The 24036-nt window shown below is 44.4% G+C and carries 22 protein-coding genes; 5 read left to right on the forward strand and 17 right to left on the reverse strand.

Annotation, left to right across the window (positions count from 1 at the left end):
- The first annotated feature begins 13 nt into the window (after positions 1-13).
- The 3 genes from QWZ07_RS09080 to QWZ07_RS09090 all read left to right on the forward strand — a co-directional run bounded on the left by QWZ07_RS09080 (position 14) and on the right by QWZ07_RS09090 (position 2968).
- Positions 14-487, forward strand: a complete 474-nt coding sequence (locus QWZ07_RS09080; protein ID WP_192854238.1) for a GreA/GreB family elongation factor — start codon at positions 14-16, stop codon at positions 485-487.
- Positions 488-574: 87 nt separating this feature from the next.
- On the forward strand, positions 575-1333 hold the full coding sequence (locus QWZ07_RS09085; RefSeq protein WP_017104439.1) for a YggN family protein: 759 nt from the start codon (positions 575-577) through the stop codon (positions 1331-1333).
- A 273-nt stretch (positions 1334-1606) separates the two neighbouring features.
- Entirely contained in the window at positions 1607-2968 is a 1362-nt protein-coding gene (locus tag QWZ07_RS09090) for a sodium-dependent transporter (RefSeq protein WP_192854239.1), read from the forward strand.
- Positions 2969-3127: 159 nt separating this feature from the next.
- Here QWZ07_RS09090 and lipA read toward each other — a convergent pair whose 3' ends face one another.
- The 12 genes from lipA to leuS form a co-directional block, all read right to left on the reverse strand.
- Positions 3128-4093 (reverse strand): lipoyl synthase, encoded by a 966-nt coding sequence (gene lipA, locus QWZ07_RS09095; RefSeq protein ID WP_017110197.1) that lies wholly within the window; start codon positions 4091-4093, stop codon positions 3128-3130.
- Between the two features lie 4 nt (positions 4094-4097).
- Entirely contained in the window at positions 4098-4757 is a 660-nt protein-coding gene (lipB, locus tag QWZ07_RS09100; protein WP_102314893.1) for a lipoyl(octanoyl) transferase LipB, read from the reverse strand.
- A gap of 195 nt (positions 4758-4952) precedes the next feature.
- A complete protein-coding gene (gene ybeD / locus QWZ07_RS09105) occupies positions 4953-5231 on the reverse strand; it encodes a DUF493 family protein YbeD (protein ID WP_029223455.1) in 279 nt (92 codons plus the stop codon).
- A gap of 231 nt (positions 5232-5462) precedes the next feature.
- Positions 5463-6644 (reverse strand): serine hydrolase, encoded by a 1182-nt coding sequence (locus QWZ07_RS09110; RefSeq protein ID WP_192854240.1) that lies wholly within the window; start codon positions 6642-6644, stop codon positions 5463-5465.
- 93 nt (positions 6645-6737) lie between these two features.
- On the reverse strand, positions 6738-7577 hold the full coding sequence (locus tag QWZ07_RS09115; protein WP_029223454.1) for a septal ring lytic transglycosylase RlpA family protein: 840 nt from the start codon (positions 7575-7577) through the stop codon (positions 6738-6740).
- A 3-nt stretch (positions 7578-7580) separates the two neighbouring features.
- A complete protein-coding gene (gene rodA, locus QWZ07_RS09120; protein ID WP_065104958.1) occupies positions 7581-8702 on the reverse strand; it encodes a rod shape-determining protein RodA in 1122 nt (373 codons plus the stop codon).
- Complete coding sequence (gene mrdA / locus QWZ07_RS09125; RefSeq protein WP_192854241.1) at positions 8702-10594, reverse strand: penicillin-binding protein 2; 1893 nt, start codon at positions 10592-10594, stop codon at positions 8702-8704. The genes rodA and mrdA overlap by 1 nt, the downstream gene beginning before the upstream one ends.
- A gap of 6 nt (positions 10595-10600) precedes the next feature.
- On the reverse strand, positions 10601-11071 hold the full coding sequence (gene rlmH, locus QWZ07_RS09130; protein ID WP_065104956.1) for a 23S rRNA (pseudouridine(1915)-N(3))-methyltransferase RlmH: 471 nt from the start codon (positions 11069-11071) through the stop codon (positions 10601-10603).
- A gap of 3 nt (positions 11072-11074) precedes the next feature.
- Positions 11075-11392 carry a ribosome silencing factor gene (gene rsfS / locus QWZ07_RS09135; protein WP_017104431.1) on the reverse strand — a complete coding sequence of 106 codons (318 nt, stop codon included), beginning with the start codon at positions 11390-11392 and terminating at the stop codon, positions 11075-11077.
- A 66-nt stretch (positions 11393-11458) separates the two neighbouring features.
- On the reverse strand, positions 11459-12484 hold the full coding sequence (gene holA, locus QWZ07_RS09140; protein WP_017110191.1) for a DNA polymerase III subunit delta: 1026 nt from the start codon (positions 12482-12484) through the stop codon (positions 11459-11461).
- A gap of 9 nt (positions 12485-12493) precedes the next feature.
- Positions 12494-13150 (reverse strand): LPS-assembly lipoprotein LptE, encoded by a 657-nt coding sequence (locus tag QWZ07_RS09145; protein ID WP_192854242.1) that lies wholly within the window; start codon positions 13148-13150, stop codon positions 12494-12496.
- A gap of 227 nt (positions 13151-13377) precedes the next feature.
- Positions 13378-15954 (reverse strand): leucine--tRNA ligase, encoded by a 2577-nt coding sequence (leuS, locus tag QWZ07_RS09150; protein ID WP_192854243.1) that lies wholly within the window; start codon positions 15952-15954, stop codon positions 13378-13380.
- A 265-nt stretch (positions 15955-16219) separates the two neighbouring features.
- Between leuS and QWZ07_RS09155 the strand changes: the two genes are divergently transcribed.
- On the forward strand, positions 16220-16690 hold the full coding sequence (locus QWZ07_RS09155; RefSeq protein WP_192854244.1) for a zinc ribbon-containing protein: 471 nt from the start codon (positions 16220-16222) through the stop codon (positions 16688-16690).
- Between the two features lie 99 nt (positions 16691-16789).
- On the opposite strand, the gene lnt is transcribed toward QWZ07_RS09155, so the two are convergent.
- From lnt to miaB, 5 genes are all read right to left on the reverse strand, one after another.
- Complete coding sequence (gene lnt / locus QWZ07_RS09160) at positions 16790-18304, reverse strand: apolipoprotein N-acyltransferase (RefSeq protein WP_076668153.1); 1515 nt, start codon at positions 18302-18304, stop codon at positions 16790-16792.
- Between the two features lie 32 nt (positions 18305-18336).
- The gene (gene corC / locus QWZ07_RS09165; RefSeq protein WP_017104425.1) at positions 18337-19227 is read right to left on the reverse strand and encodes a CNNM family magnesium/cobalt transport protein CorC; all 891 of its coding nucleotides are present in this window, start codon (positions 19225-19227) and stop codon (positions 18337-18339) included.
- Between the two features lie 120 nt (positions 19228-19347).
- Entirely contained in the window at positions 19348-19809 is a 462-nt protein-coding gene (gene ybeY, locus QWZ07_RS09170; RefSeq protein WP_017110187.1) for an rRNA maturation RNase YbeY, read from the reverse strand.
- Positions 19810-20931: a PhoH family protein gene (locus tag QWZ07_RS09175; protein ID WP_192854245.1), complete on the reverse strand. Its 1122-nt coding sequence runs from the start codon at positions 20929-20931 to the stop codon at positions 19810-19812.
- A gap of 160 nt (positions 20932-21091) precedes the next feature.
- Positions 21092-22516 carry a tRNA (N6-isopentenyl adenosine(37)-C2)-methylthiotransferase MiaB gene (gene miaB / locus QWZ07_RS09180; RefSeq protein WP_017104422.1) on the reverse strand — a complete coding sequence of 475 codons (1425 nt, stop codon included), beginning with the start codon at positions 22514-22516 and terminating at the stop codon, positions 21092-21094.
- A gap of 309 nt (positions 22517-22825) precedes the next feature.
- Here miaB and QWZ07_RS09185 point away from each other — a divergent pair, with 309 nt between their 5' ends.
- Positions 22826-24001, forward strand: a complete 1176-nt coding sequence (locus QWZ07_RS09185; RefSeq protein ID WP_192854246.1) for a 2-octaprenyl-3-methyl-6-methoxy-1,4-benzoquinol hydroxylase — start codon at positions 22826-22828, stop codon at positions 23999-24001.
- The last annotated feature ends 35 nt before the right edge of the window (positions 24002-24036 follow it).

Genomic DNA, 24036 nt, shown 5'->3' on the forward strand with positions numbered 1-24036 from the left:
GCACTCCAAAAGTATGAATAAGTCTGAGCTTCGACAAATAATTTTAGAGCAACTCGAATCACGGTTAAGCATCGCACAATCTGCGACTCAGCGAGCTATTGATGCTGCCACCGATGAAGAGACCGTGCCAGAGCACAAGTACGATACCTTGGCGTTAGAAGCCTCGTACCTTGCCCATGGACAAGCGATGCGGGTTCAAGAGTGTGAAGATGACATCCAGTGTTACCGAAACCTCGTATTACGAGACAGTGAAAGAATTACCGTCAGCAGCTATGTTGTGGTCATTGACGAACATGATGAACATAAGCACTTTTTCCTAGGGCCAAGAGTCGGGGGGCTTTCTGTTACATGGAACGACAATGAGATTGCCATTGTGACGGCGAATGCACCATTTGGTCAGGCTCTAATGGGCAAAGAAGTCGGTGATGAAATTGAGTTTAGGGTCGCTGATAAACAGTTTTGCTATGAAGTAGTATCGATTGACTGAATGACAGGCTTATAAATATAAACGTTTTTCTGACAAAGAAGCATAAACTAGCGGTATAGTCGTTGGGCAGATTGATGAGAGGGTGTTATGAAAAAAAGCGTATTAATTGCATCATTAACAGTGGCTACCGCTGTTGTGAGCCTGCCAACTTTTGCAGCTCAGTGTCGAGTTGATTTGAAAAATGAACTACGAATTGACGAGCAGAAAGTCGAAATCCATCAAGTAAATGGTGATACAGCTATTCTTGATGGCAACAACGATCTTTATATTCATGGTGAAAAGGTCGCACTTGATGCCGACCAACAAGCGGCAATTGAAAAATACCGCGACAGCATGAATGAGTATTTACCACGCGCAAAACAAATGGCGAATGACAGCTTAGCCTTGGCGAATGATGTTATTGATGACATCGCTGCCAGCCTAGATTCTCCAGAGTCGTTTGATAATGTAAAAGAATCAATGAAAACGTACTTTGCTGAATTAGAGGCTCGTTATTATAAAGATGGCGAGTTAGTCCTACCGGCTAATAGTTTCGATTCGATGGCGAATGGTTGGTCTGAAGATTTCGAAAAGGCTAAGGAGATCTTTAACCAAGAGTTTATCTCAAGTGCCTTTAATGCGATGTCAGAAAAAATGAAGCAAGACGGCGGACTAAATCTGACCGAAATGGCTGATAGCATGGCTGAATTAAAGCTTAAAGTTGAAGAGCGAATGAAAGAACACTCTCAACAAGTACAAGAGGAAGCGAATGAGTTCTGTGATTCTCTAGATGAGATGGCAGAGCAAGAGCAAGAGCTGCATAAAATTATTCCGAACCTAAAAGACTACCAAGTATTTACTATCTAGCCTGAGTTTCAGATTCGTTAGAAGAGCACCTATTGGTGCTCTTTTTTATGGGTTAAATAAGCTAACAATTAACTTAGGAATACCTCTCAGTAGTCGGATCAATCGTTGTCTTGATTTTATGTGGTCAGTTAGTCTGGGTAATTGTTAATAACTTGGTCTTAAATACTAAATAGATTGTAAAAATAAGCTAATTGTTCATTTATTAGTTGTGCCTATCATTGCTTTTGATTACTGTACTTCTCAACTAGTTCACTGATTTTTGATGCGGGCAATATGGACCAACAATCTTCCTCTTCAAGAGAGCACTTTAGCTCTCGTTTGGGTTTTATTTTAGCAGCGGCGGGTGCAGCTGTTGGCTTAGGTAATATTTGGGGTTTCCCAACTCAAGTTGCCAGTAACGGCGGTGGCGCTTTTCTGCTTGTTTACCTAATCATGATTTTCGTGGTTGCTTTCCCGATGCTGGTGGTTGAGATGGCGATTGGCCGTCATGGTCAAGCGAACCCTGTCGATAGTATGCGCTCGTTGACGACAAATCCGTTAGGTAAGAAAGTCGGTGAATTTGTCGGTTGGATTGGCTTAAGTGTCCCAAGTGCCGTGTTAGCATTTTATAGTATTGTCGGCGGTTGGTTGATTTGCTTCCTAATTGGTGCAGTCGCTGATCTTGTCGGTCTAGAAGCTGTTGCTGATTGGTTTAAAGGCTTCAGTGTTGAGCGCAATGTATTTGGTACGGTCGCATTCTATGTGCTGACTATCTTGATTGTTCAGGGTGGTGTTAAGCAAGGTATCGAGAAGTGGTCGACTCGCTTAATGCCGGCATTGTTCATTTTGTTTGGCTTACTGTTTGTTTACATCATGACGCAAGCTGGTGCGATGGAAGGGCTGAAACATTACTTGGTGCCAGACTTTGAGAAAGTGTTGGATAGAAAACTGATTCTAGCGGCAATGGGACAAGGCTTCTTCTCGCTAACCATTGGTGGCTGCTCTATGTTGGTTTATGGTTCTTACTTAAGCAAGAAAGAGAACCTACCAAAAATGGCGATGAACGTAACCTTGGTTGATACCGCTGTCGCTTTTATTGCTGGCTTAGTGGTTATGCCTGCAATGTTTGTTGCGATGCAAAAGGGCGTACAAATCTATGCTGAAGACGGCTCACTATTGAGCTCTGACACGCTGGTATTTACGGTTCTGCCTTTGATGTTTGATAGCTTAGGCGTACTTGGTCAGATCTTCGCAATTGTCTTCTTCTTGTTGCTAACGATTGCTGCTCTTACTTCTTCAATTTCGATGCTGGAAGGACCTGTAGCACTAGTGAGTGAGCGTTTCAATACAAGACGAACGCCAACAAGCTGGGTGATTGGTGGTGCCATCGCATTGTTCAGTGTGGTGATTGTTTACAACTTTTCCGCGATGTTTGGTATGGTTGCGATGATAGCGACTCAGTATCTTCAACCGGTCGCAGCTCTGATGTTCTGTGTGTTTGGTGGTTGGGTATGGAGTCGAGCTTCAAAAGTGAAAGAGCTTGAACATGGCTGCCCTGACTTTCAGCTTGGTTGGTTTGGTAAAGTGTGGCCAATGTATGTGAAGTTCGTGTGTCCAGTCTTGGTGGCAACAGTTATCTGGGCTTCATTTGGTTAGTAGACCATTTAGCATCTAGATGATTAGACCTGCAGTTCAAGGCCACTCTTAATGAGTGGCTTTGTTGTTTTCGTATCGAACAAGCTTGTTTTGCTCGATAGAAAAAAGGCGCTGAACATACAGTTCAGCGCCTTTTTAATTTTGGCTTAAGCAATGTGGTTACTTAATTTCCATACCTTGAGCTTGCAAGTCGGCATGGTAAGAAGAACGTACAAATGGGCCACAAGCTGCGTGAGTGAAGCCTAGTTCAAGAGCAATCTCTTTCAGTTCATCAAACTCAGAAGGCGGTACGTAGCGTTCTACTGGTAAGTGGTGACGGCTTGGTGCCAGGTATTGGCCTAGTGTCAGCATCGTTACGCCATGTTCGCGAAGATCTTTCAATACTTGAACGATCTCTTCTTTCGTTTCACCAAGACCCATCATTACACCAGATTTCGTTGGGATGTCTGGGTGTTGCTCTTTGAATTTTCTCAACAGATCAAGAGACCACTTGTAGTTCGCGCCTGGACGAGCTTTACGGTATAGACGTGGCGCTGTCTCTAGGTTGTGGTTGAAAACATCTGGCGGGTTGTCTTTCATCAGATCAAGCGCAACGTCCATACGACCACGGAAGTCTGGAACCAGTGTTTCAATGCGAATGTTTGGATTCTGTTCGCGAATTTCACGGTTACAGTCAGCAAAGTGCTGAGCACCACCATCACGCAGGTCATCACGGTCAACTGAAGTGATTACAACGTACTTCAGTTTCATGTCTTTAATCGTCTTAGCCAGTTTCTTCGGCTCTTCTGCTTCAGGAGCAACAGGACGACCATGGGCAACATCACAGAACGGGCAGCGACGAGTACAGATAGCGCCAAGAATCATAAACGTTGCCGTGCCGTGGTTAAAACACTCGGCTAGGTTAGGGCAAGACGCTTCTTCACAAACTGAGTGCAGGTTGTTTTTACGCATTGCTGATTTGATTTCTTGAATACGATGGCTGTCTGAAGGAAGTTTAATCTTCATCCATGCAGGCTTACGTAGAACTTCTTTCTGTTCAGCAGGCATATTCTTTACGGGAATTAATGCCATTTTGTCAGCGTCACGATATTTAACGCCTTTTTCCATTTGGATTGGTTTGCTCATGATTTTATGCTTCTGCTGTAATGTTACTGGTGGCTTGAATGTCTACTTGGTCATAGCCGAGTAGTTCTACTAGCTCTTGTATTAACTGTTGCTCAACGCTCTCTAATTCACTTGGTCCGCCTAACTGGCTTACCTGCGCCATTTCCATACCTTGGTAACCACATGGGTTAATGCGTAGGAATGGGGATAAGTCCATATCGACGTTGAGTGCAAGCCCATGAAATGAGCAGCCGCGTCGAATACGTAATCCGAGTGAACAGATTTTCTTGCCATCGACATAGACACCAGGAGCGTCAGGTCGGGCAGTTGAATTTATATTGTAAGCTTTCAGAGTGTTGATTACGAGGTTCTCAATATGAGTCACCAAATCACGTACTCCGAATTTTTTGCGGCGGATGTTAATCAAAAAGTAAGCGACTAACTGGCCTGGGCCGTGATAAGTCACTTGGCCACCGCGATCGCTTTGAATGACAGGGATATCACCAGCATTTAGTACATGCTCGGCTTTGCCTGCTTGTCCTTGAGTGAAGACTGGGTTGTGTTCAACCAACCAAACTTGGTCTATGTCTTCTTCTGTGCGTTCGTCTGTGAACTTATGCATGGCTTTCCACACAGGTTCGTAATCCTGACGGCCTAATTTTTTTACGATTAGCTTATTTTGCAAAGCTGCACTCCCTCAAGGATTAATAAAGTGAACGCATTATAAACGCGAAACATGATTCTAACTACAGACGGACTGCAAGGTTTTTCAACTTTCTTTGTATTTATTGAAAATTAAGTTGAATGATTTGGAGTCCAATAGGGTGCTTCAAACAAAAACAGCGGCAATAAGCCGCTGTTTTTCATGCGTAATCGTCGATTACAGAACCATACGAACGATTTCGATATCGCCCAGCTCTTTGTATAGCGTTTCTACTTGTTCAATAGAAGTCGCTGTAATATTGATTGAAACAGAGTGGTAGTTACCTTTCGCACTCGGTTTTAGTGTTGGGCTGTAGTCACCAGGAGCATGGCGCTGGATCACTTCTAGCACTAGCTCTGTAAGCTCTGGCTTAGCGTAGCCCATTACTTTGTAAGTGAATGAACAAGGGAACTCTAAGAGGTCTTTTAGTTTTGCATCAGAATTGATGTTCATGATTAGCTCCAAAAGGCTAGACTCTCGCAAATTGGCGAAATGTCGATAAAAAGCGTGTTCGGTCAACAGACACGAGTAATAAGCCGGAATACTACGTGTAAATATCACCGAACTCAAGATCAACAAAAGCCGCACATGGCGGCTTTTGGTTCGTTAATGCGTAAATAAGTAATTTACTCATTAGCTTAGCTATACAAGAACTTTATGTATTGCTAGAACAAACGTTTGACTCGTTTAGAATAAACCTTTGAATAGCAGTACTAGGTAGTCCCATAGGCGGCTAAATAGGCTGCCTTGGTCTACATCTTCAAGTGCAAGTAGCGGGTATTCAGCAACGTCTTCACCATCAACTTGGTAGAAGAGTTTTCCTACAACATCGCCTTTGCTAATCGGTGCTTCCAGTTCTTTTTCAAGAACGAAGCTAGCTTTTAGGTTCTTCGCTTGGCCACGAGGTAGAGTCACGAAAGTATCTTCGTCGACACCTAGAGCAACTGTGTCCTTACTACCCATCCAGATTTTTTCTTCAACGAATGTCTCGCCAGCAGTATGTGGTGCCACTGTTTCGAAGAAACGGAAACCGTAGCTCAGTAGCTTTTTGCTTTCTGTTTTACGAGCGTTCGCATTCTTAGTGCCCATCACAACCGCAACAAGACGCATTTTGCCTTCTGTTGCTGAGCTTACTAGGCTGTAACCTGCGTTGCTCGTGTGGCCAGTTTTAATGCCATCAACGTTCATGCTCTTATCCCATAACAGACCGTTACGGTTGTACTGGGTGATGCCGTTGTAAGTGAATTTTTTCTGTGAGTAGATACGGTACTCATCAGGAACGTCACGAATCAGTGCCTGACCAAGTAAAGCCATATCATAAGGCGTTGAGTATAGGTTTGGATTGTCTAGACCGTGCACGTTAGCGAAGTGCGTGTCTTTCATGCCAATAGAGCTTGCCCAAGCGTTCATTAGGTCAACGAATGCGTCTTCAGAGCCAGCAATATGCTCAGCCATTGCAACACAAGCATCGTTACCTGATTGAATGATGATGCCACGGTTCAGTTCTTCAACTTTAACCGTTGTACCTACTTCAACGAACATCTTAGATGAGTCTGGGAAGTTTTTAGCCCAAGCGTTTTCGCTAATGACAACGTCGTCGTCTAAGTTGATGTTACCACGGTCAAGCTCTTGGCCAATCACGTAGCTCGTCATCATCTTGGTTAAACTTGCTGGAGAAAGCTGAGTGTTCATTTCTTTCTCTGCTAGTACTTTGCCTGAATGGTAATCCATCAGAACAAAACCTTTAGCGGCGATTTGAGGTGCATCAGGTACAACAATAGGAGCGGCGAATGACGATGTAGCTATCGTTGCAGAAAGAGCAACAGAAGTAGCAAAAATCGATTTAACAAGTTTATTAGATTTAATCATTTTGAATGCAATTATTTGGTGAACTATTCATATATTAACAGAATCACTCTGTCACACCAGAGCGCTGATTACCAGAAGTAACTGTTAGATTAATTAGCGAGTTAGCGTGTGCTTTTTTATATAAGCTGACGGGTAACCCATCAGCTTAACTTGTTCTAATTTCTCTTGAGTCAGAGCATAGTCATGAAATGGCCCAAGCATCAGACGGTAGTTGTCGTCATTTGGCTGCAAGAACGTTGCTACAGCTAGCTTTTCGCCTAGATCTTTGGCTAACTTCTCGGTTCTATCTTCATGTGGCGATGTGGCTACCTGAATAATAAATTGCGGCAAAGCAGCCTTTTTATTCGCGTCTGTTGGCATAGCCACAGTGATGACTTCTATCTCAACATTTGCTGTGCCTGTTCTCAAGACATCGAGCTTGTAAGCTGCCGCATAACTAAGGTCAATGATTCGGCCTTCATGGAATGGGCCTCGGTCATTGATACGAACAATCGTCGTTTTGTTGTTATCGGTATTTGTCACTTTTACATAGCTTGGAATGGGCAATGTTTTGTGCGCTGCTGACATCGAATACATGTCGTAGATCTCGCCATTTGAGGTTAAATGGCCATGAAATTTCTTACCGTACCAAGAGGCTTTTCCTTTCTCGGTAAACCCTTCGGTCTTCTTTACGATTTTGTAGTCTTCACCACGCAGAGTGTAGTTAGTGTTACCTCCTAAGCTGTAAGGTTCATATTGAGGGTGAGCGTCCTCTAGGTGCTCGACTGAGATTGGCACATCTGGCGCAATATCAGAATCAATGTCGTAACGGCCTTTTTGCTCTTGGGAAGAGCAACCATTAATCAAAACCGCCAAGCCGACGATAGACAGCATTTTTTTGATTGGCAGTTCATTGACCAAAGATGTTGTTAGGGGGAATGCTTTAATAGACATCAATTAGGTCGCCTTTGAGAATGCTTTTCTGTGTGTATGGATCGACATTAAAATACCAAATCCAGCCATGAGAGTAACCATTGAGGTGCCGCCGTAACTGACTAGCGGGAGAGGGACCCCAACTACAGGTAGAATGCCACTTACCATGCCAATGTTTACAAAAATATAAACGAAGAAGCTCAGTACAATACTGCCAGCCATCATTCGGCCAAATGCCGTTTGCGCTTGGCTCGCCAGAAATAAACCACGTCCAATAATGAATAGGTAGATAGCGAGCAAAAACAAAATACCTATCATGCCCCATTCTTCGGCAATTACCGCAAAAATGAAGTCAGTGTGTCGCTCTGGAATAAACTCCAGTTGAGATTGCGTGCCTTGTAGCCAACCTTTTCCGGATACCCCACCAGAACCTATCGCAATTTTACTCTGAATGATGTGGTAGCCCGCACCTAATGGATCTGATTCAGGATCAAAAAGGGTTCTTACACGTACTTTCTGATATTCACGCATCAAGAAGAACCACAGGATCGGGATGAACCCACCCAGTGCAATCGCTGCGCTCATAATTATTTTCCAGCTGATCCCAGCAAGGAAGATAACGAAGATACCAGAGGCCGCAATCAGGATAGATGTTCCTAGATCGGGCTGTTTAGCGATGAGAATCGTGGGTACAAACACCATCACCAAGGAGATCGCAAGGGTTTGGAAAGTTGGTGGTAGTGAACGTTTACCAATAAACCTAGCCAACATTAAAGGAACCGCAAGCTTTAGTAGCTCTGAGGGCTGGAATCGAACAAATCCGAAGTTCAGCCAACGTTGTGCACCTTTAGAGGCTTCACCAAAGAACAGTACTCCGAGTAGCAAAATAACGCCGCCTGCAAATAGCAAGGGAGCTAAGCTCTCATAAGTGCGTGGTGAGAGTTGAGCCAAGAAGATCATCACACCTAAAGACAGAGCCATACGCATCGCTTGGCGATCCATCATCGCAAGGCTTTGGCCGCTTGCGCTGTACATGATCAATAAGGCAAAGCCCATTAAAACCAGAATGCCGAGCAATAGTGGCAGGTCGATATGTAGCCGTTCGAATAAGGCTCTATTTCGTCCAGTTGAAGGATCAAGTTTCATTATTTTATTGCCTTACTTTCATAATCTTCTGCAAGGATAATATGGTCTAAAATCCTTCTTACTACTGGGCCACCATTGGATGAACCACCACCTGCATTTTCTAAAACAATGGTGACCACTGCTTCAGGGTTTTCAAAAGGAGCGTAACCAGTAAAGAGGGCGTGATCGCGTAAATGCTCGGCAATCTCGTCCGCGTTGTACTCTTCATCTTCCTTCAGGCCGAATACCTGTGCGGTACCGGATTTACCGGCAGAGACGTAAGACATCTTCTGGAATGAGCGTCTTGCCGTGCCTTTTTTGCCGTGGTTTACCAGTTTCATGCCTTCTTGGGCAATATCCCAATACTTCTGCTTTACACCTGTTACTGGTGGATAGGTCTCGATTTCCGAAAGAACTTGTTCATCGAATGGGCGGCCGTTCTCTATGGTTGAGCGCAATAGATGAGGTGCAGTTACTTCACCCTCATTAACCAATACCGAGGTCGCTTTCGCTATCTGCATTGGTGTCGCTGTCCAGTAACCTTGTCCAATACCAACGGGAATGGTGTCACCTTGATACCAAGGCACACGATGTCGCGCCATTTTCCACTCACGGGTTGGCATGTTGGCTTTACTTTCTTCGTAGATATCAATACCGGTGTAATCACCGAAACCAAACATCATCATCCATTTAGATAAGCGGTCAATGCCCAGATCAAAGGATATTTGGTAGAAGAAGGTATCAACAGACTCTTCAATTGCTTTGACGATATCAACTTTACCGTGTCCCCAGCGCAGCCAGTCACGAAACGGTTTGGTTTTTGAATTGGGTATTTTCCAATAACCCGGGTCATTTCGTGTCGTGTTCGGTGTAATGACACCTTCTTGCAATGCTGCAACAGCAATGAAAGGTTTGATGGTCGAAGCGGGTGGATATATACCTAAAGTCGCTCGGTTAACCAAAGGTCGGTTTTTATCCTGTAATAGAGCATTGTAACCCTTAGATGAAATACCGTGTACGAAGGCGTTCGGGTCATAGCTTGGGCTTGATACCATCGCTAATACACCATTATCTTTTGGATCGAGAACGACAGCTGAGCCTCTGCGCCCGTCGAGCAATTTGTGCACGTACGTCTGCAGTTTGATATCGAGGTTTAGCACGATATCTTTACCCGGTACTGAAGGGACAAATTTGAGTGTGCGAATTACGCGTCCACGGCTGTTGACTTCAACTTCTTGATAGCCAGCCGTTCCGTGCAACATGTCTTCGTAATAGCGTTCAATACCAAGCTTTCCAATGTCACGAGTGGCTTGGTAGTTGGAGTCTTTTTCTTCTCGAACTAGACGTTGCATGTCGCGATCGTTGATTCGCGAGACATAGCCAATTACGTGGGTGAGAACATCACCATAAGGATAGAAACGTTTTAAAGTTCCGGTGACTTCTACGCCTGGAAATTTATGTTGGTTAACTGAGAAAACAGCCACTTGCTCTTCAGTGAGCTGGTTAAGAATCGGTACCGACTTAAAGCGTCGTGAATTACGACGATCACGATTAAAGCGCTCGATACGTTCAGGAGGAATCTCAATTAAGGTTTGCAAACGGATGAGCGTGTCATCCATATCTTTAATTTTTTCTGGGATGATCTCTAGGTTGAAAACCGGGCGGTTTTCCGCAAGGAGCACTCCGTTTCGATCGTAAATCAGACCGCGATTGGGCGCGATAGGCACAACCTTTATTCGGTTGTCATTCGATCGAGTTTTATAGTCCTGATATTGGTTGACCTGAATGTTATACAGGTTAACAACCAACATTGTCATCATGACTATGATCCCTATAAACGCAACAAAAGCACGGCTAGTGAATAGTCGTGCTTCTGCTTTGTAGTCACGGATTTGGCTACGTTTACGTAACATTAACGCTTATTCTCGGTGGTACGGGTGGTTAGCAGTGATGCTCCAAGCTCGATACAAGCTTTCAGCCATGATAACGCGTACTAATGGATGAGGTAAGGTCAGTGCTGACAAAGACCAGCTTTGATCCGCGGCTGCTTTACATGCAGGGGCTAATCCTTCAGGCCCTCCAATCAGGATGGACACATCACGTCCATCCAACTTCCAACTTTCTAATTGCTCAGCAAGCTGTGGTGTATCCCATTTTTTACCTGGGATATCGAGCGTGACAATTCGATTACCTTTTGGAACCGCTGCCAACATCGCTTCACCTTCTTTTTGAAGGATACGTGCAATATCGGCGTTTTTGCCACGTTTGCCTGCAGTGATCTCAATGAGCTCTAATGGCATGTCGTGAGGGAAGCGACGGCGATACTCTTGAAAGCCTTCTTCAACCCACTTTGGCATTTTAGTGCCAACAGCAATCAGTTGGATTTTCAACGCTTAGCTCCAAAGCTTTTCTAGTTGATACAGCTCACGATGCTCTTCTTGCATAACGTGAAGCATGCTCGTACCCATATCTAGGACAACCCACTCACCTTCTTTTTGACCGTCCATACCTAGCGGTTGTAGACCTACTTTTCTTACTTCATCTGCGACATGTTGTGCAATAGAGGCAACGTGGCGCTTAGAAGTGCCAGTACAAACAATCATGAAATCAGTCACACTTGATTTGCCTTCTACATCGATAGTTACAATCGATTCTGCTTTCATGTCGTCGGCTTTGTCTGCAAGAAAGTCTTTTAGTTCTTCACGTAACACTGGGTGTTCCTTTAATCTGAATTTAGCTTTGTTTAGGGTATTTTGACCCTAGAATATAACACGCTTTTATGCGTGAAACGGTATAGAAGCGGAAGGGATACAAAACTCTACGCTTAACTGATGAATTAGTGGCCAAGGCGACTGTTCATATTGGGTTTTTGTCATCAATTCAGCTTGAGTGAGCAACGCAAACAGGGAGTGTAATCGAGAAATCGAAACTCTTGTTAGCGCTGCGTTATAAAGAGGTTTCTTAGATTGCCATATACGGTGCTTGTCAAAAACCTGCCCGATTGGCATCTGTTTCATTTGTTGCTGCATTTGTAATAGCAGAGCAAGCTCACGTTGTATGCTACGCAGCAAGATGACGGGTTCGACACCTTCGGCTTCTAACTGACGCAGAATTCTCTGTGCACGGTTACCTTTGCCAGCCAATAACGCATCACTCCAATGGAATGGCGTAAAGTGGTTATGCCGGCTGAGTGACTCTTCAAGTCGGACTAATGTGAGTTTTCCATCAGGATACTGAAGAGCGAGCTTTTCAAGGCTTTGAGTTAGGGCGAAGAGGTTGCCTTCGTGCCATTGAGCCAGCATTTGAATAGCTTCTGGATCAGGTAATAGGCCAACCTGACGACAACGCGCTTGGACAAACTGAGGCAAGCGGCTGACATCAGGAGTTAAACAGCTTACCCAATGCCCTTGATTCGAGAGTGCTTTGAACCATTTTGCATTTTCTTGGGCTTTCGTCAGCTTAGTGCCAACCAATATCAATAAGATGTCGTTGTGAATATGTTCCGAGATCGCGAGTAATTCTTTTGCAATCGCAGCGTTAACCCCAGACTCAGGTAGCTCAAGTTCGATGATCTGGCGACTTGAAAATAGGCTTAATGCTTGAGTGCAGTCATAGACTTGATTCCAGTCGAGGCTATTATCAATCGCAAAACGGTGACGTTCTTCGAAGCCTTGCTCTTTGGCTGTCTTTTGAATCGCTTCTCGGCTTTCTTGCAGCAGCAAAGGCTCATTACCAAAAATTAGGTAAACGTTGCTTAATTGCTTAGTAAGTTGCTCAGATAAACGATCGGCAAAAATACGCATCGAATAAAACTATTGCTCAACCGTTACGCTAGGCTCAGCATCAGGTGCTGTACTGGCGTCGATCTCAACGTCGTCAATTTCGATGTTCTTGATGTTGTACTGCTTTTCTAGCTCTTTTACTTGAACGTTCTCTAGAGCTTGTAGATCCATGCTACCGGCTGCAATGTTCGCTTTCAATCGAGCCATCTGACGAAGGATCTGGCTTGTCGCAAGCTTACGCATTTCATCTTCAATCATGTCACGTTCAACCGATTTTGCGAGTGCTGTGAGCGGGTTATCAAGGTAACTACGAGTCACGCTGGTTGAGAATGTTTTTGAACCTAGATCGGGGATGGTTACTCGATATGAAGCGTAGAACGTCAGTTCAATTTCTGCTGCACGAGTATTTTGGTAAAGAGATAGAGTGCGTTCGCCAACACTCTCACTAATAATGTGCAAGTTAGGTGTATTTTCTGCCGGTGGCACAATTTCTACATCATTCATACGCAGCTGGCCTTTCATCATACGTGTGAACGTACTGTATTGGTCGTAACTGGTCACAGAGATCTTGTTGAGTTCTTCTGGTACGGAGTAATCACCACGTAGGTGGAAACCACAGGCACTTAGCAGGCTAACGGTTAAAACAACAATAGTAACTTTCAATGAAGATAGTGAAATCAGGCGCATTATTTGATGGCTCTCATGAAGGTAGAATACTTATTTAAAGGCTTTAGAGCTTTCGAATCGTAGGACTCTGAGTCTAAAGCACTTAAATAAGTAGACAGGGCAATGTTGCACCCTGTCTAGAGACTACTGAAAACAAAATAGGTTCGCTTCAGCAGTTATATGTGCAGACTAAAGCTAGTTCGCTTTAATCTGCAACTAGTTAGTTAGCCAATGTTAGTTAACTAATATTAGTTAGCTACGATGTTCAGAAGCTTGCCAGGTACGAAGATAACTTTACGAATAGTTAAGCCATCTAGGAACTTCTTAGCGTTCTCATCGTTTAGACCAAGCTTACGAACTTGCTCTTCTGTTGCGTCAGCTGCAACCGTTAGCTTCGCACGTAGCTTACCGTTGATCATTACAACGATAGTCTTCTCGTCTTCAACTAGCGCTTTCTCATCGAAAGTTGGCCATGTCGCTGAGTCTACGTTTGATTCACCTAATGCAATCCACATTTCGTAAGAGATGTGTGGAGTCATTGGGTAAAGCATGCGAACCACTGCTTTTAGCGCTTCATCAAGAATTGCACGATCTTGTACAGATTCTTGAGGTGCTTTCGCTAGCTTGTTCATCAATTCCATGATCGCAGCGATGGCAGTGTTGAATGTTTGGCGACGGCCGATATCGTCCGTTACTTTCGCAATAGTTTTGTGAATATCACGACGAAGTGCTTTCTGATCACCAGACAGCGCAGAAGCATCAACAGATTCAGCAGCACCTTTAGCTGAGTGAGCGTGAACCAGTTTCCAAACACGCTTAAGGAAGCGGTTTGCGCCTTCAACGCCAGACTCTTGCCACTCAAGCGTCATGTCTGCAGGCGATGCAAACATCATGAATAGGCGTACTGTATCAGCGCCGTACTTGTCTACCATCTCTTGTGGGTCGATACCGTTGTTTTTAGACTTAGACATTTTGATCATGCCTGAGTGTTCAACGTCGCGGCCCTGGTTGTCGATTGCTTTTTCAATGCGACCTTTCGCGTCACGGTCGATAGTCACGTCAGTTGGAGCAATCCATTCCTTCGTGCCTTTCTCGTTCGTGTGGTAGAACGCATCAGCGAGAACCATACCTTGACATAGAAGCTGTTTGAACGGTTCATCAGATGTCACGTAACCCGCATCACGAAGAAGCTTGTGGAAGAAGCGAGAGTAAAGCAGGTGCATACATGCGTGCTCGATACCACCAACGTATTGGTCAACTGGCAACCAGTAGTTTGCTTTCTCTGGATCTAGAATGTCGTCAGCTTGTGGTGAACAGTAACGTGCGTAGTACCATGAAGATTCCATGAACGTATCGAACGTATCAGTTTCACGTAGCGCTGGTTCGCCATTGAATGTTGTTTCAGCCCAAGACTTATCCGCCTTGATTGGGCTAGTTACGCCATCCATTACCACGTCTTCTGGAAGAATAACGGGTAGTTGGTCTGCTGGTACTGGGTGAACTTCACCATCTTCAGTGGTTACCATTGGGATTGGAGCACCCCAGTAACGCTGACGAGAAACGCCCCAGTCACGTAGACGGAAGTTTACTGTTTTCTTACCTTTGCCTTCAGCTTCAAGCTTCGCAGCGATTGCATCGAATGCTTCTTGGAACGCAAGACCATCGAATTCACCAGAATCGAACAGTACACCTTTCTCAGTGTAAGCCGCTTCAGACACATCTAGCTCAGAACCATCTTCAGGTTTGATTACTGGGATGATATCGATGCCGTACTTAGTTGCGAATTCGTAGTCACGTTGGTCGTGAGCAGGAACCGCCATTACAGCACCTGTGCCGTAATCCATAAGAACGAAGTTAGCTACGTAAACAGGAACAACACGACCGTTAAGAGGGTGGATAGCCGTTAGGCCAGTATCCATACCTTTCTTTTCCATCGTTGCTAGTTCTGCTTCAGCCACTTTGGTGTTACGACATTCTTCAACGAATGCTGCAAGCTCAGGGTTGTTCTTTGATGCTTTCTCTGCAAGTGGGTGACCTGCAGCGATACCAACATAAGAAACACCCATTAGTGTGTCTGGACGTGTTGTGTATACTTCTAGTGGCGCTTCTTCACCGTTAACAGCGAAAGATAGCTCTACACCTTCAGAGCGGCCGATCCAGTTGCGCTGCATGGTCTTAACCATTTCAGGCCAACCTTCAAGGTTGTCTAGATCGTCTAGTAGCTCTTGAGCGTACTCAGTGATCTTAATGAACCACTGAGGGATCTTCTTTTGTTCTACTGGAGTGTCACAACGCCAGCAGCAACCGTCTTCTACTTGCTCGTTCGCAAGAACCGTTTGGTCGTTTGGACACCAGTTAACAGAAGAAGTCTTCTTGTAAACTAGGCCTTGCTCGTAAAGTTTAGTGAAGAACTCTTGTTCCCAACGGTAGTACTCAGGAGTACACGTTGCAAATTCACGTTTCCAGTCGTAACCAAAGCCTAAAAGCTTAAGCTGGTTTTTCATGTATTCGATGTTTTCGTAAGTCCACGGTGCAGGCGCTGTGTTGTTTTTTACAGCTGCGTTTTCTGCAGGTAGGCCGAATGCATCCCAACCGATTGGCTGCATTACGTTTTTGCCTTGTAGACGTTGGAAACGAGATACCACATCACCGATGGTGTAGTTACGCACGTGACCCATATGCAGTCGGCCACTTGGGTACGGGAACATAGAAAGACAGTAGAATTTTTCTTTATTTGGGTCTTCACTTACAACGAAAGTCTCGCTGTCATCCCAGTGTTGTTGAACCTTTTGTTCAATCTCTTGCGGGTTATATTGTTCTTGCATCGATGGTATCCGGTTATCTTGGAATTTGTGAGTTCGGTTAGAACAGAATCTTACAGATCGTCATAGAATACCTAAAGGAGCTTAGTACAACAATAGTTATACCCTTCATACTTGCAGTTGCAGCATGGTTGATTGCGTAAATTCAACCGAATTACTTAGGACAGCTATACTTAAGGGTATGAATTGCATTTGTTTGTTAGGAACTGGTCGCTTCACTTAAGGTCAGTTCACTAAGATAAAGCTTGGTCATCTTAAGGAGGTCGTTATGCCGAAGAAAAAAGCACTCTATGAAGAAGTCGTCGAAGAGGTGATAGAAACGCTGAAGCATAGTCCTGAAGAGCTTAACAACAAAATAGAAACGTCAGGTAAATATGCGAAAGCAGCCAATGACATGACCAAAGACGAGCTGTCGTTGATTTCCGCTTACGTGAAGTCGGATTTAAAAGAGTTTTCCGAAAGCTATGAAGAGAGTAAAGGTGATCCATTTTATTTGATGATCACAGATTCTATCTGGCAAGGGCTTCTGGATATCACTGATCGCACTAAGGTGGAATGGGTTGAACTGTTTCAAGACTTAGAACATCAAGGCTTGTATCAAGCGGAAGAGGTTATCGGACTCGGGACACTCGTTTGTGATGAGTGTGGGCATCAAACCGAATATAACCACCCAACGACGATTATTCCGTGTATTAAATGTGGCTCGACAGGGTTTAGCCGTAAAGCGCTTAAGCCATAAACTCCTGAACCATATTAAACCGCAGCAATAAAAAAGGGTTGACTGAATTAGCCAACCCTCAACAACTTTCCGTCGAATCTCGAATCTCGAATCTCGAATCTAGTCTTTTCTTCTCATAAACCAGCCTGCCACCAAACTCAGTAATGCCCAGATATACAGTGGCCAAGTACCGACCACGTGATAAGGGGTTTGACCATCCGTTGAAATGAGTTCAGCTTTCAATACTGCCGTTTCAAACTGCGGTATTTGTTTGATGATCTTGCCTTTGTGATCCGTTACTGCCGTTACACCATTGTTGGTAGAGCGAATTAGCGGCTTCCCAAGCTCCAGAGCACGCATCTGTGCGATTTCCATATGTTGCAATGGCCCAATCGAACGGCCGAACCACGCATCGTTAGAGAGCGTTAGAATAAAGTCAGTTTCATCTGTTACGTTTTGTCTAACTTGATCATTAAAGATGATCTCATAACACAACGCAGGCGCTAGATGACGACCATTTGCCACGATGTTTGGTTGAACAAAGTCGCCACGGCTGAATGATGACATTGGCAAGTTAAAGAAAGGTGCTAATGGGCGCAAGATATCTTCAAACGGAACAAACTCACCAAACGGTAACAGGTGATGCTTATGGTAGCGTTCGTCTGGATCGTAGCTGTACTCACCATATGGATTCACACCAAGTGAAAGAACACTGTTGTAGTACTTCTTATCTTCAGATTGATTCAGCACGCCAGTAATGATCGAGCTGTTGTTCATCTTCGCTGCGCTATCTAAGTTGCGTAGGAAAGATGGAATCTCAACTTCGAATGCTGGGATAGCCGCTTCAGGCCAGATGATGATATCGGCGTCCCAGTTTTCTCTGCTTAGGTCTGTGTACTTCATCATGGTTGGCCAGCGATGGCTAGGTAGCCATTTGCTGTCTTGATCGACGTTGCCTTGAATCAATACCACTGACGTTGTTTTCTCAGGGTTCGGTGTTACCCAGTCGATGTTTCGAATACCGAAACCGGCACTGAAGACAATCGCAGGAATAATGCCGACACTCCACGCCTTATTTATGACTGTATAAGCGAGTGCAGAGGCTGACACAATAATCGCTAGCGTAACAAGCTCGACACCACCAATCGGTGCGAATGAACCTAGTGGCGAGTCGATTTGGCTGTAACCTAGCCATAACCATGGGAAGCCAGTCATTACCCAACCGCGTAGCCAATCACAGATTAACCATAGTGCAGGGGCAGCAAGAAAAAATCGGCTTAGGTTATTGCTCGGAAAAAATTTGTTTAAACTCCAAGTAAATAGACCGGAGTAGATCGCAAGATAACCAACAAGCAATGCCATTAAGAATAAATTGGCAGCCAGAGGCATTCCGCCAAAGCCATCAATACTGACGTATACCCAACTAATACCAGTCGTGAATTGACCTAAACCCCATGCGTAACCAATCCAAAGCGCACTTTTAGGAGAGCGATTATTGATCAGTAACAGCAATAACGCTGGGCTGAGAATAGCAAGAGGCCATATTGAATACGGAGCGAATGAAAGGGTTGTTATAGCGCCAACAAAAACGGCCGCAAGCGGCCGTAATAGGCGATGATTAAATAGTTTAGTCATCTAATTTCTGTCATCTCTTTAGAGAGAAGTTGTTATTCTTCGATAGTTGGAAGAGGTTGTTCGTCAGGTATCGTTACCTGCAACTGAATCACACGACGGTTATCAGCTGATGTCACTTTGAAATGGTAGTTTTCGATTTCTACAATTTCGCCACGAACCGGTAAGTGACCTAATGCTGTCATTACCATGCCGCCGACTGTATCCACTTCGTCATCACTGAAAGAGGTCTCAAACGTATCGTTGAAATCTTCAATAGTGGTTAAAGCTTTAACAGCGAAGGTATGCTTACTCAGCTTACGAATATCTACTTCTTCTTCATCGTCGAATTCGTCTTCAATTTCACCAACGATTTCTTCGAGGATATCTTCAATGGTTACCAGGCCAGAAACACCACCAAACTCATCGACAACGATAGACATGTGGTAACGCTCTTCTTGGAATTCCTTCAGCAGGCGATCAACTCGCTTACTTTCAGGAACTACCACGACAGGGCGAATCACTTGTTCGATATCAAATGGGGCACTTTCTGAACCCAAATACTTAAGTAGGTCCTTCGCTAATAGAATGCCTTCAACATGGTCTTTATCTTCACTGATCACTGGGTAGCGAGAGTGTTGAGCATCAGTAATAAGCGCAATCAACGTATCTAAATCGTCGGTGCGTTCAACTGTAACCATTTGAGAGCGAGGCAGCATGATATCGCGTACTCGCATCTCTGAAATTTCCATAACACCTTCGAGCATGTCGCGAGTGTCGTGGTCAATTAGGTCATTGATTTCAGAACCGCGGATAACATCCACAAGTTCTTGGCGATCTTTAACTTCGCCTTGAAATATTTGGCCTAGACGTTCAAAGAAGGACTTTCTACTCGGACCTTCAGATTTTTTACTTCCCTCAGAAGTGGGGGGGTTACCTTCGTTCATGATTTCTCAAAAAATAACGCTATCAGAAGTGTGATAGCACACATTAAAACTCAGATTCCTGTGAAAATAACAGGTTCGATGAGTTCTTGTTTCTCTGCAACCTACGTTACTAGAATCAATTTACTTTTCTAGAATGTAAGGGTCTTCAAAGCCCATAGTTTGCATGATTTCTGTCTCGAGTGACTCCATCTCTTCAGCTTCATCATCTTCGATATGATCATAACCTAGCAGATGCAGACTGCCATGTACAACCATATGAGCCCAGTGTGCTAGCAGAGGCTTATTTTGCTCTTCTGCTTCTTTTTCGACAACTTGGCGGCAGATAATAAGGTCACCCAGTAGATCTAATTCCATTCCTGGTGGTGCTTCAAATGGGAAAGACAGCACGTTAGTTGGCTTATCTTTTCCACGATAGTCATGGTTGAGCTGGTGGCTCTCTTCTGTATCAACAATACGAACGGTGAGCTCGGCACTCTCTTGAAACTGAGGAATTGTCTTATCCAACCAAAGCTGAATATCTTGTTCGGTTGGAAGACCTTGCTCATTTTCGACCGCTATTTGCAGGTCTAGTTCAATAGACATCTATTTATCACCTTGTTCTGCAATTACAGAGCTATTTTGTGTTGCTAATCGTGTCGTAACGGCTTGTTGAGCCTCAAGAAGCTTGGCTTCGCGTTCTTCACGCTTACGTTGTTCAAACTCTTTGCGCTCTTTCTGGTCTTTTGCTTCCCACTTCTCGTACGCGTTGACGATACGAGCAACCACAGGGTGACGAACGACGTCTTCAGACATGAAGAAGTTAAAGCTAATGTCATCAACGTCACTGAGCACTTCAGTTGCGTGGCGTAGGCCTGATTTCGCACCACGAGGTAAATCGATTTGAGTGATATCACCTGTGATAACAGCGCGAGAGTTAAAACCGATACGGGTTAAGAACATTTTCATTTGCTCTACCGTGGTGTTTTGGCTCTCATCTAGAATGATAAATGCATCATTCAATGTACGACCACGCATGTAAGCCAGAGGAGCAACTTCAATCACGTTACGCTCAATCAGTTTCTCAACACGCTCAAAGCCAAGCATCTCAAAGAGTGCATCGTAAAGTGGACGCAAATATGGATCGACTTTCTGGCTTAGATCTCCGGGAAGGAAACCAAGCTTTTCACCCGCTTCAACGGCAGGGCGAGTCAGTAGGATCCGGCGAACTTCTTGGCGTTCGAGAGCATCTACCGCTGCCGCTACTGCCAAGTACGTTTTACCTGTACCTGCAGGGCCAATACCAAAGGTGATGTCATGAGTGACCATGTTCATCAAGTATTGAGCTTGGTTGGGTGTGCGTGGCTTGATGACGCCTTTTTTAGTCTTAATGGTCACTTCTTTGCCGTAGTCGATTTCAGACTCGACATGCTGCTCCAAAATACCTGACTCGGTGACCGCGAGGTGAACCTGTTCAGGTTCAATATCGGACACGTTGCCTTTGACAGGAGCCGTTTCTACATAGAGGTGCTTGATGATATCTAGAGCGGCCGCTGTGGTGTGAGGCTTGCCTACTATGGTGAAGAAGTTACTACGGTAATTAATTTCAACGCCAAGACGGCGTTCAAGGTGTTTGATATTGTCGTCGAATGGACCACATAAGCTTGCCAAACGTAGGTTGTCGGCAGGTTCTAGGTTGATCTCTAAAGTAACGATTTTATTGCTCAAATTAGCCTCTCATTTTGTGCCACTCACTCTTAAATAAAAAAAAGAGCAAGAAGCCCGATTTAGACCGGGCTTCTGATGGTGATTCCCTATTTCTAAGATGGTCACTTAGTTAGGTAATTTCAAGCTTTTCGTTTGAGCTTTATTCTCAAACGTTATCTGACTAAGGCGTAAATGTCGCTACACCTAGCTCGTCTTCGCGTTTAGTTTTTTCCATCATTTCTGCTGGAGTCATTGCTACGCGTAGACCCATGTCTTTTTCTGTACGAACCAGTTCACCACGTAGTGAGTTGGTGTAAACCTCAGTGATCTTCACATCTACGAACTGGCCGATTAGGTCAGCAGAACCTTCGAAGTTCACAACACGGCTGTTTTCAGTACGGCCACGAAGCTCCATTAGATTCTTTCTTGATGGACCTTCTACAAGAATACGCTGCTCTGTACCTAACATTAGGCGAGAGAAACGCATAGCTTGAGTGTTCACCGTTTGTTGCAGCTCGTATAGACGATCTTTCTTCTCTTGTGCTGGCACATCACATGGGTAATCTGCTGCTGGCGTACCTGGACGAGGAGAGAAAACAAAACTGAAGCTCATATCGAAATCAACTTCTTTGATCAGTTTCATCGTATCCTGGAAGTCTTGCTTAGACTCACCAGGGAAACCAACGATAAAGTCAGAGCTGATTTGAATATCAGGGCGAGCTTTACGCAGTTTGCGAATGATAGATTTGTATTCGATTGCCGTATGTGGACGCTTCATCATTGTTAGAATGCGGTCACTGCCACTTTGTACTGGTAAGTGAAGGAAGCTCACTAGTTCCGGTGTGTCTTTGTAAACTTCAATGATGTCGTCGCCGAACTCAAGCGGGTGGCTTGTTGTGAAACGAATACGGTCGATACCATCAATAGACGCAACTAGGCGAAGTAGTTCTGCAAATGTGCAGATGTCGCCTTCGTGAGTTGGACCACGGAATGCGTTTACATTTTGGCCAAGTAGGTTTACTTCACGTACACCTTGTTCTGCAAGTTGTGCAACTTCGTAAAGTACATCATCCATTGGACGGCTAACTTCTTCACCACGAGTATATGGCACAACACAGTAAGTACAGTACTTAGAACAACCTTCCATGATAGAAACGTACGCTGTTGCGCCGTCTGCTTTTGGCTCTGGAAGGTTATCGAATTTTTCGATCTCAGGGAATGAGATGTCCATTACAGGTTTTTCGTTAGACAGAGATGACTTAATCATTTCTGGCAGACGGTGTAATGTTTGAGGGCCAAAGATAACGTCAACATAAGGTGCGCGTTGACGGATATGGTCGCCTTCTTGAGTTGCTACACAGCCACCCACACCGATCACCACACCTTCTTTTTTATCTTTGAGCGTTTTCCAACGACCAAGCTGGTGGAATACCTTTTCTTGCGCTTTTTCACGAATAGAACAAGTATTCAGGAGTAGTACATCTGCTTCCTCAGGTACTTCAGTTAGCTCATAGCCATTTGCAGCGTTAAGCAGGTCAGCCATTTTTGATGAATCATATTCATTCATCTGACAGCCCCAAGTTTTAATTAGCAGTTTCTTACTCATTTTTTGTTCGCTCGATCGTTAGTTTAATTTAAGGGAGCAAATCGCCCAGTATTCATCTGCAAGTGCCGTTTGTCATATTAACTCGTTCAGCTTTTATGACTGGCTCTGGCAGCAAGCCGCGTATTGTACTGGTTTCAAAACCGACTGACTAGTAGTCTGATAAAATCTCTTCGGTAGTGGTTTTTATTATCGTTAACGCTAGGTACAGCAAGGGGTAACCCTTTTTTCGAATAAGGTTTTTGGTTACAAGTTAGTTGTGAAAACGTACAATTGAAAACAGTCAAAGAATCAAAATGATAAGTACAAAATATGAATAGTTACGACATTGTAGTAGTGGGTGGTGGCATGGTTGGTGCTGCGACTGCAATCGGCTTTGCTAAACAAGGACTGAATGTTGCCGTGATCGAAGGCTTTGCTCCAAAAGCTTATGATGACTCACAAGCAATGGATATCCGTGTATCAGCAATTTCTCAGGCTTCAGTTGATTTGCTTGAAGAGCTGGGTGCATGGCAAAGCATCGCTGCAATGCGTGTCTGTTCTTACAAACGTTTGGAAACTTGGGAGCACCCAGAGTGTCGTACACGTTTTGATGCCACATCTATTGATTTACCTCGTTTAGGTTACATCGTTGAGAATCGATTAATCCAATTGGGTTTATGGGGTCAGTTTGATACTTATGACAATTTAGAACTGTTATGCCCAGAGAAATTGGACACGATTGAATTTGGCGAAACCAATATCGTGAAACTTCAGTCGGGTACTCAGTTATCAGCGAAATGGGTGATTGGCGCTGATGGTGCAAATTCAGTCGTTCGTCAGCAAGCTGGGATTGGTATTACAGCTTGGGATTACCGACAGCACTGCATGCTTATCAATGTAGAAACAGAACTTCCTCAGCAAGATATTACTTGGCAACAGTTTTTACCGAGTGGACCTCGTTCATTCCTTCCATTGTGCTCGCTAATGTCTGAAGGCAAAGAGGTGGGGCAGGGTTCTTTAGTGTGGTATGACTCGCCGTCTCGTATTAAGCAACTTTCTGCGATGAGCCCAGAAAAATTACGTAATGAAGTTATCACTAGCTTCCCTGAAGAACTGGGTGATGTGAAAGTGTTGAACTCGGGCTCATTCCCTCTGACTCGACGTCATGCTCAATCATACTCGAAGAATAATTGTATTCTTGTCGGGGACTCTGCACATACGATTAACCCTCTAGCAGGGCAGGGTGTTAACTTGGGCTTTAAAGATGTGGCAGCACTATTGGATATCACCAAAGAGAAAGGTGAATTGAATCAATCTGTGGTGAGGCGCTATGAAGTGATCAGAAGGGGCGACAACCTAATGATGCAAAGTGGCATGGACTTTTTCTACAAAACGTTCAGTAATGATATTGGCCCACTTAAGTTTGTGCGTAATGCAGCACTAAAGCTAGCAGAAAACTCAGGGCCGATTAAATCACAGGTGCTTAAGTACGCTTTAGGGTTGTGATTGGTTAGTCCAAATTATCTAGTTATAAAAAAAGG

The sequence above is a fragment of the Vibrio lentus genome (genome assembly GCF_030409755.1).
Classification (GTDB): domain Bacteria; phylum Pseudomonadota; class Gammaproteobacteria; order Enterobacterales; family Vibrionaceae; genus Vibrio; species Vibrio lentus.

What these genes read in the sequence shown, in the direction of transcription:
- QWZ07_RS09085 (WP_017104439.1), top strand. Translation starts at nt 575, where the DNA reads ATGAAAAAAAGCGTATTAATTGCATCATTAACAGTGGCTACCGCTGTT.
- rodA (WP_065104958.1), bottom strand. Translation starts at nt 8,702, where the DNA reads ATGAAACTTGATCCTTCAACTGGACGAAATAGAGCCTTATTCGAACGG.
- QWZ07_RS09185 (WP_192854246.1), top strand. Translation starts at nt 22,826, where the DNA reads ATGAATAGTTACGACATTGTAGTAGTGGGTGGTGGCATGGTTGGTGCT.
- QWZ07_RS09155 (WP_192854244.1), top strand. Translation starts at nt 16,220, where the DNA reads ATGCCGAAGAAAAAAGCACTCTATGAAGAAGTCGTCGAAGAGGTGATA.
- QWZ07_RS09145 (WP_192854242.1), bottom strand. Translation starts at nt 13,150, where the DNA reads ATGCGCCTGATTTCACTATCTTCATTGAAAGTTACTATTGTTGTTTTA.
- lnt (WP_076668153.1), bottom strand. Translation starts at nt 18,304, where the DNA reads ATGACTAAACTATTTAATCATCGCCTATTACGGCCGCTTGCGGCCGTT.
- ybeY (WP_017110187.1), bottom strand. Translation starts at nt 19,809, where the DNA reads ATGTCTATTGAACTAGACCTGCAAATAGCGGTCGAAAATGAGCAAGGT.
- QWZ07_RS09115 (WP_029223454.1), bottom strand. Translation starts at nt 7,577, where the DNA reads ATGTCTATTAAAGCATTCCCCCTAACAACATCTTTGGTCAATGAACTG.
- mrdA (WP_192854241.1), bottom strand. Translation starts at nt 10,594, where the DNA reads ATGTTACGTAAACGTAGCCAAATCCGTGACTACAAAGCAGAAGCACGA.
- miaB (WP_017104422.1), bottom strand. Translation starts at nt 22,516, where the DNA reads ATGAGTAAGAAACTGCTAATTAAAACTTGGGGCTGTCAGATGAATGAA.
- lipA (WP_017110197.1), bottom strand. Translation starts at nt 4,093, where the DNA reads ATGAGCAAACCAATCCAAATGGAAAAAGGCGTTAAATATCGTGACGCT.
- holA (WP_017110191.1), bottom strand. Translation starts at nt 12,484, where the DNA reads ATGCGTATTTTTGCCGATCGTTTATCTGAGCAACTTACTAAGCAATTA.
- QWZ07_RS09080 (WP_192854238.1), top strand. Translation starts at nt 14, where the DNA reads ATGAATAAGTCTGAGCTTCGACAAATAATTTTAGAGCAACTCGAATCA.
- corC (WP_017104425.1), bottom strand. Translation starts at nt 19,227, where the DNA reads ATGAACGAAGGTAACCCCCCCACTTCTGAGGGAAGTAAAAAATCTGAA.
- QWZ07_RS09110 (WP_192854240.1), bottom strand. Translation starts at nt 6,644, where the DNA reads ATGATTAAATCTAATAAACTTGTTAAATCGATTTTTGCTACTTCTGTT.
- leuS (WP_192854243.1), bottom strand. Translation starts at nt 15,954, where the DNA reads ATGCAAGAACAATATAACCCGCAAGAGATTGAACAAAAGGTTCAACAA.
- QWZ07_RS09090 (WP_192854239.1), top strand. Translation starts at nt 1,607, where the DNA reads ATGGACCAACAATCTTCCTCTTCAAGAGAGCACTTTAGCTCTCGTTTG.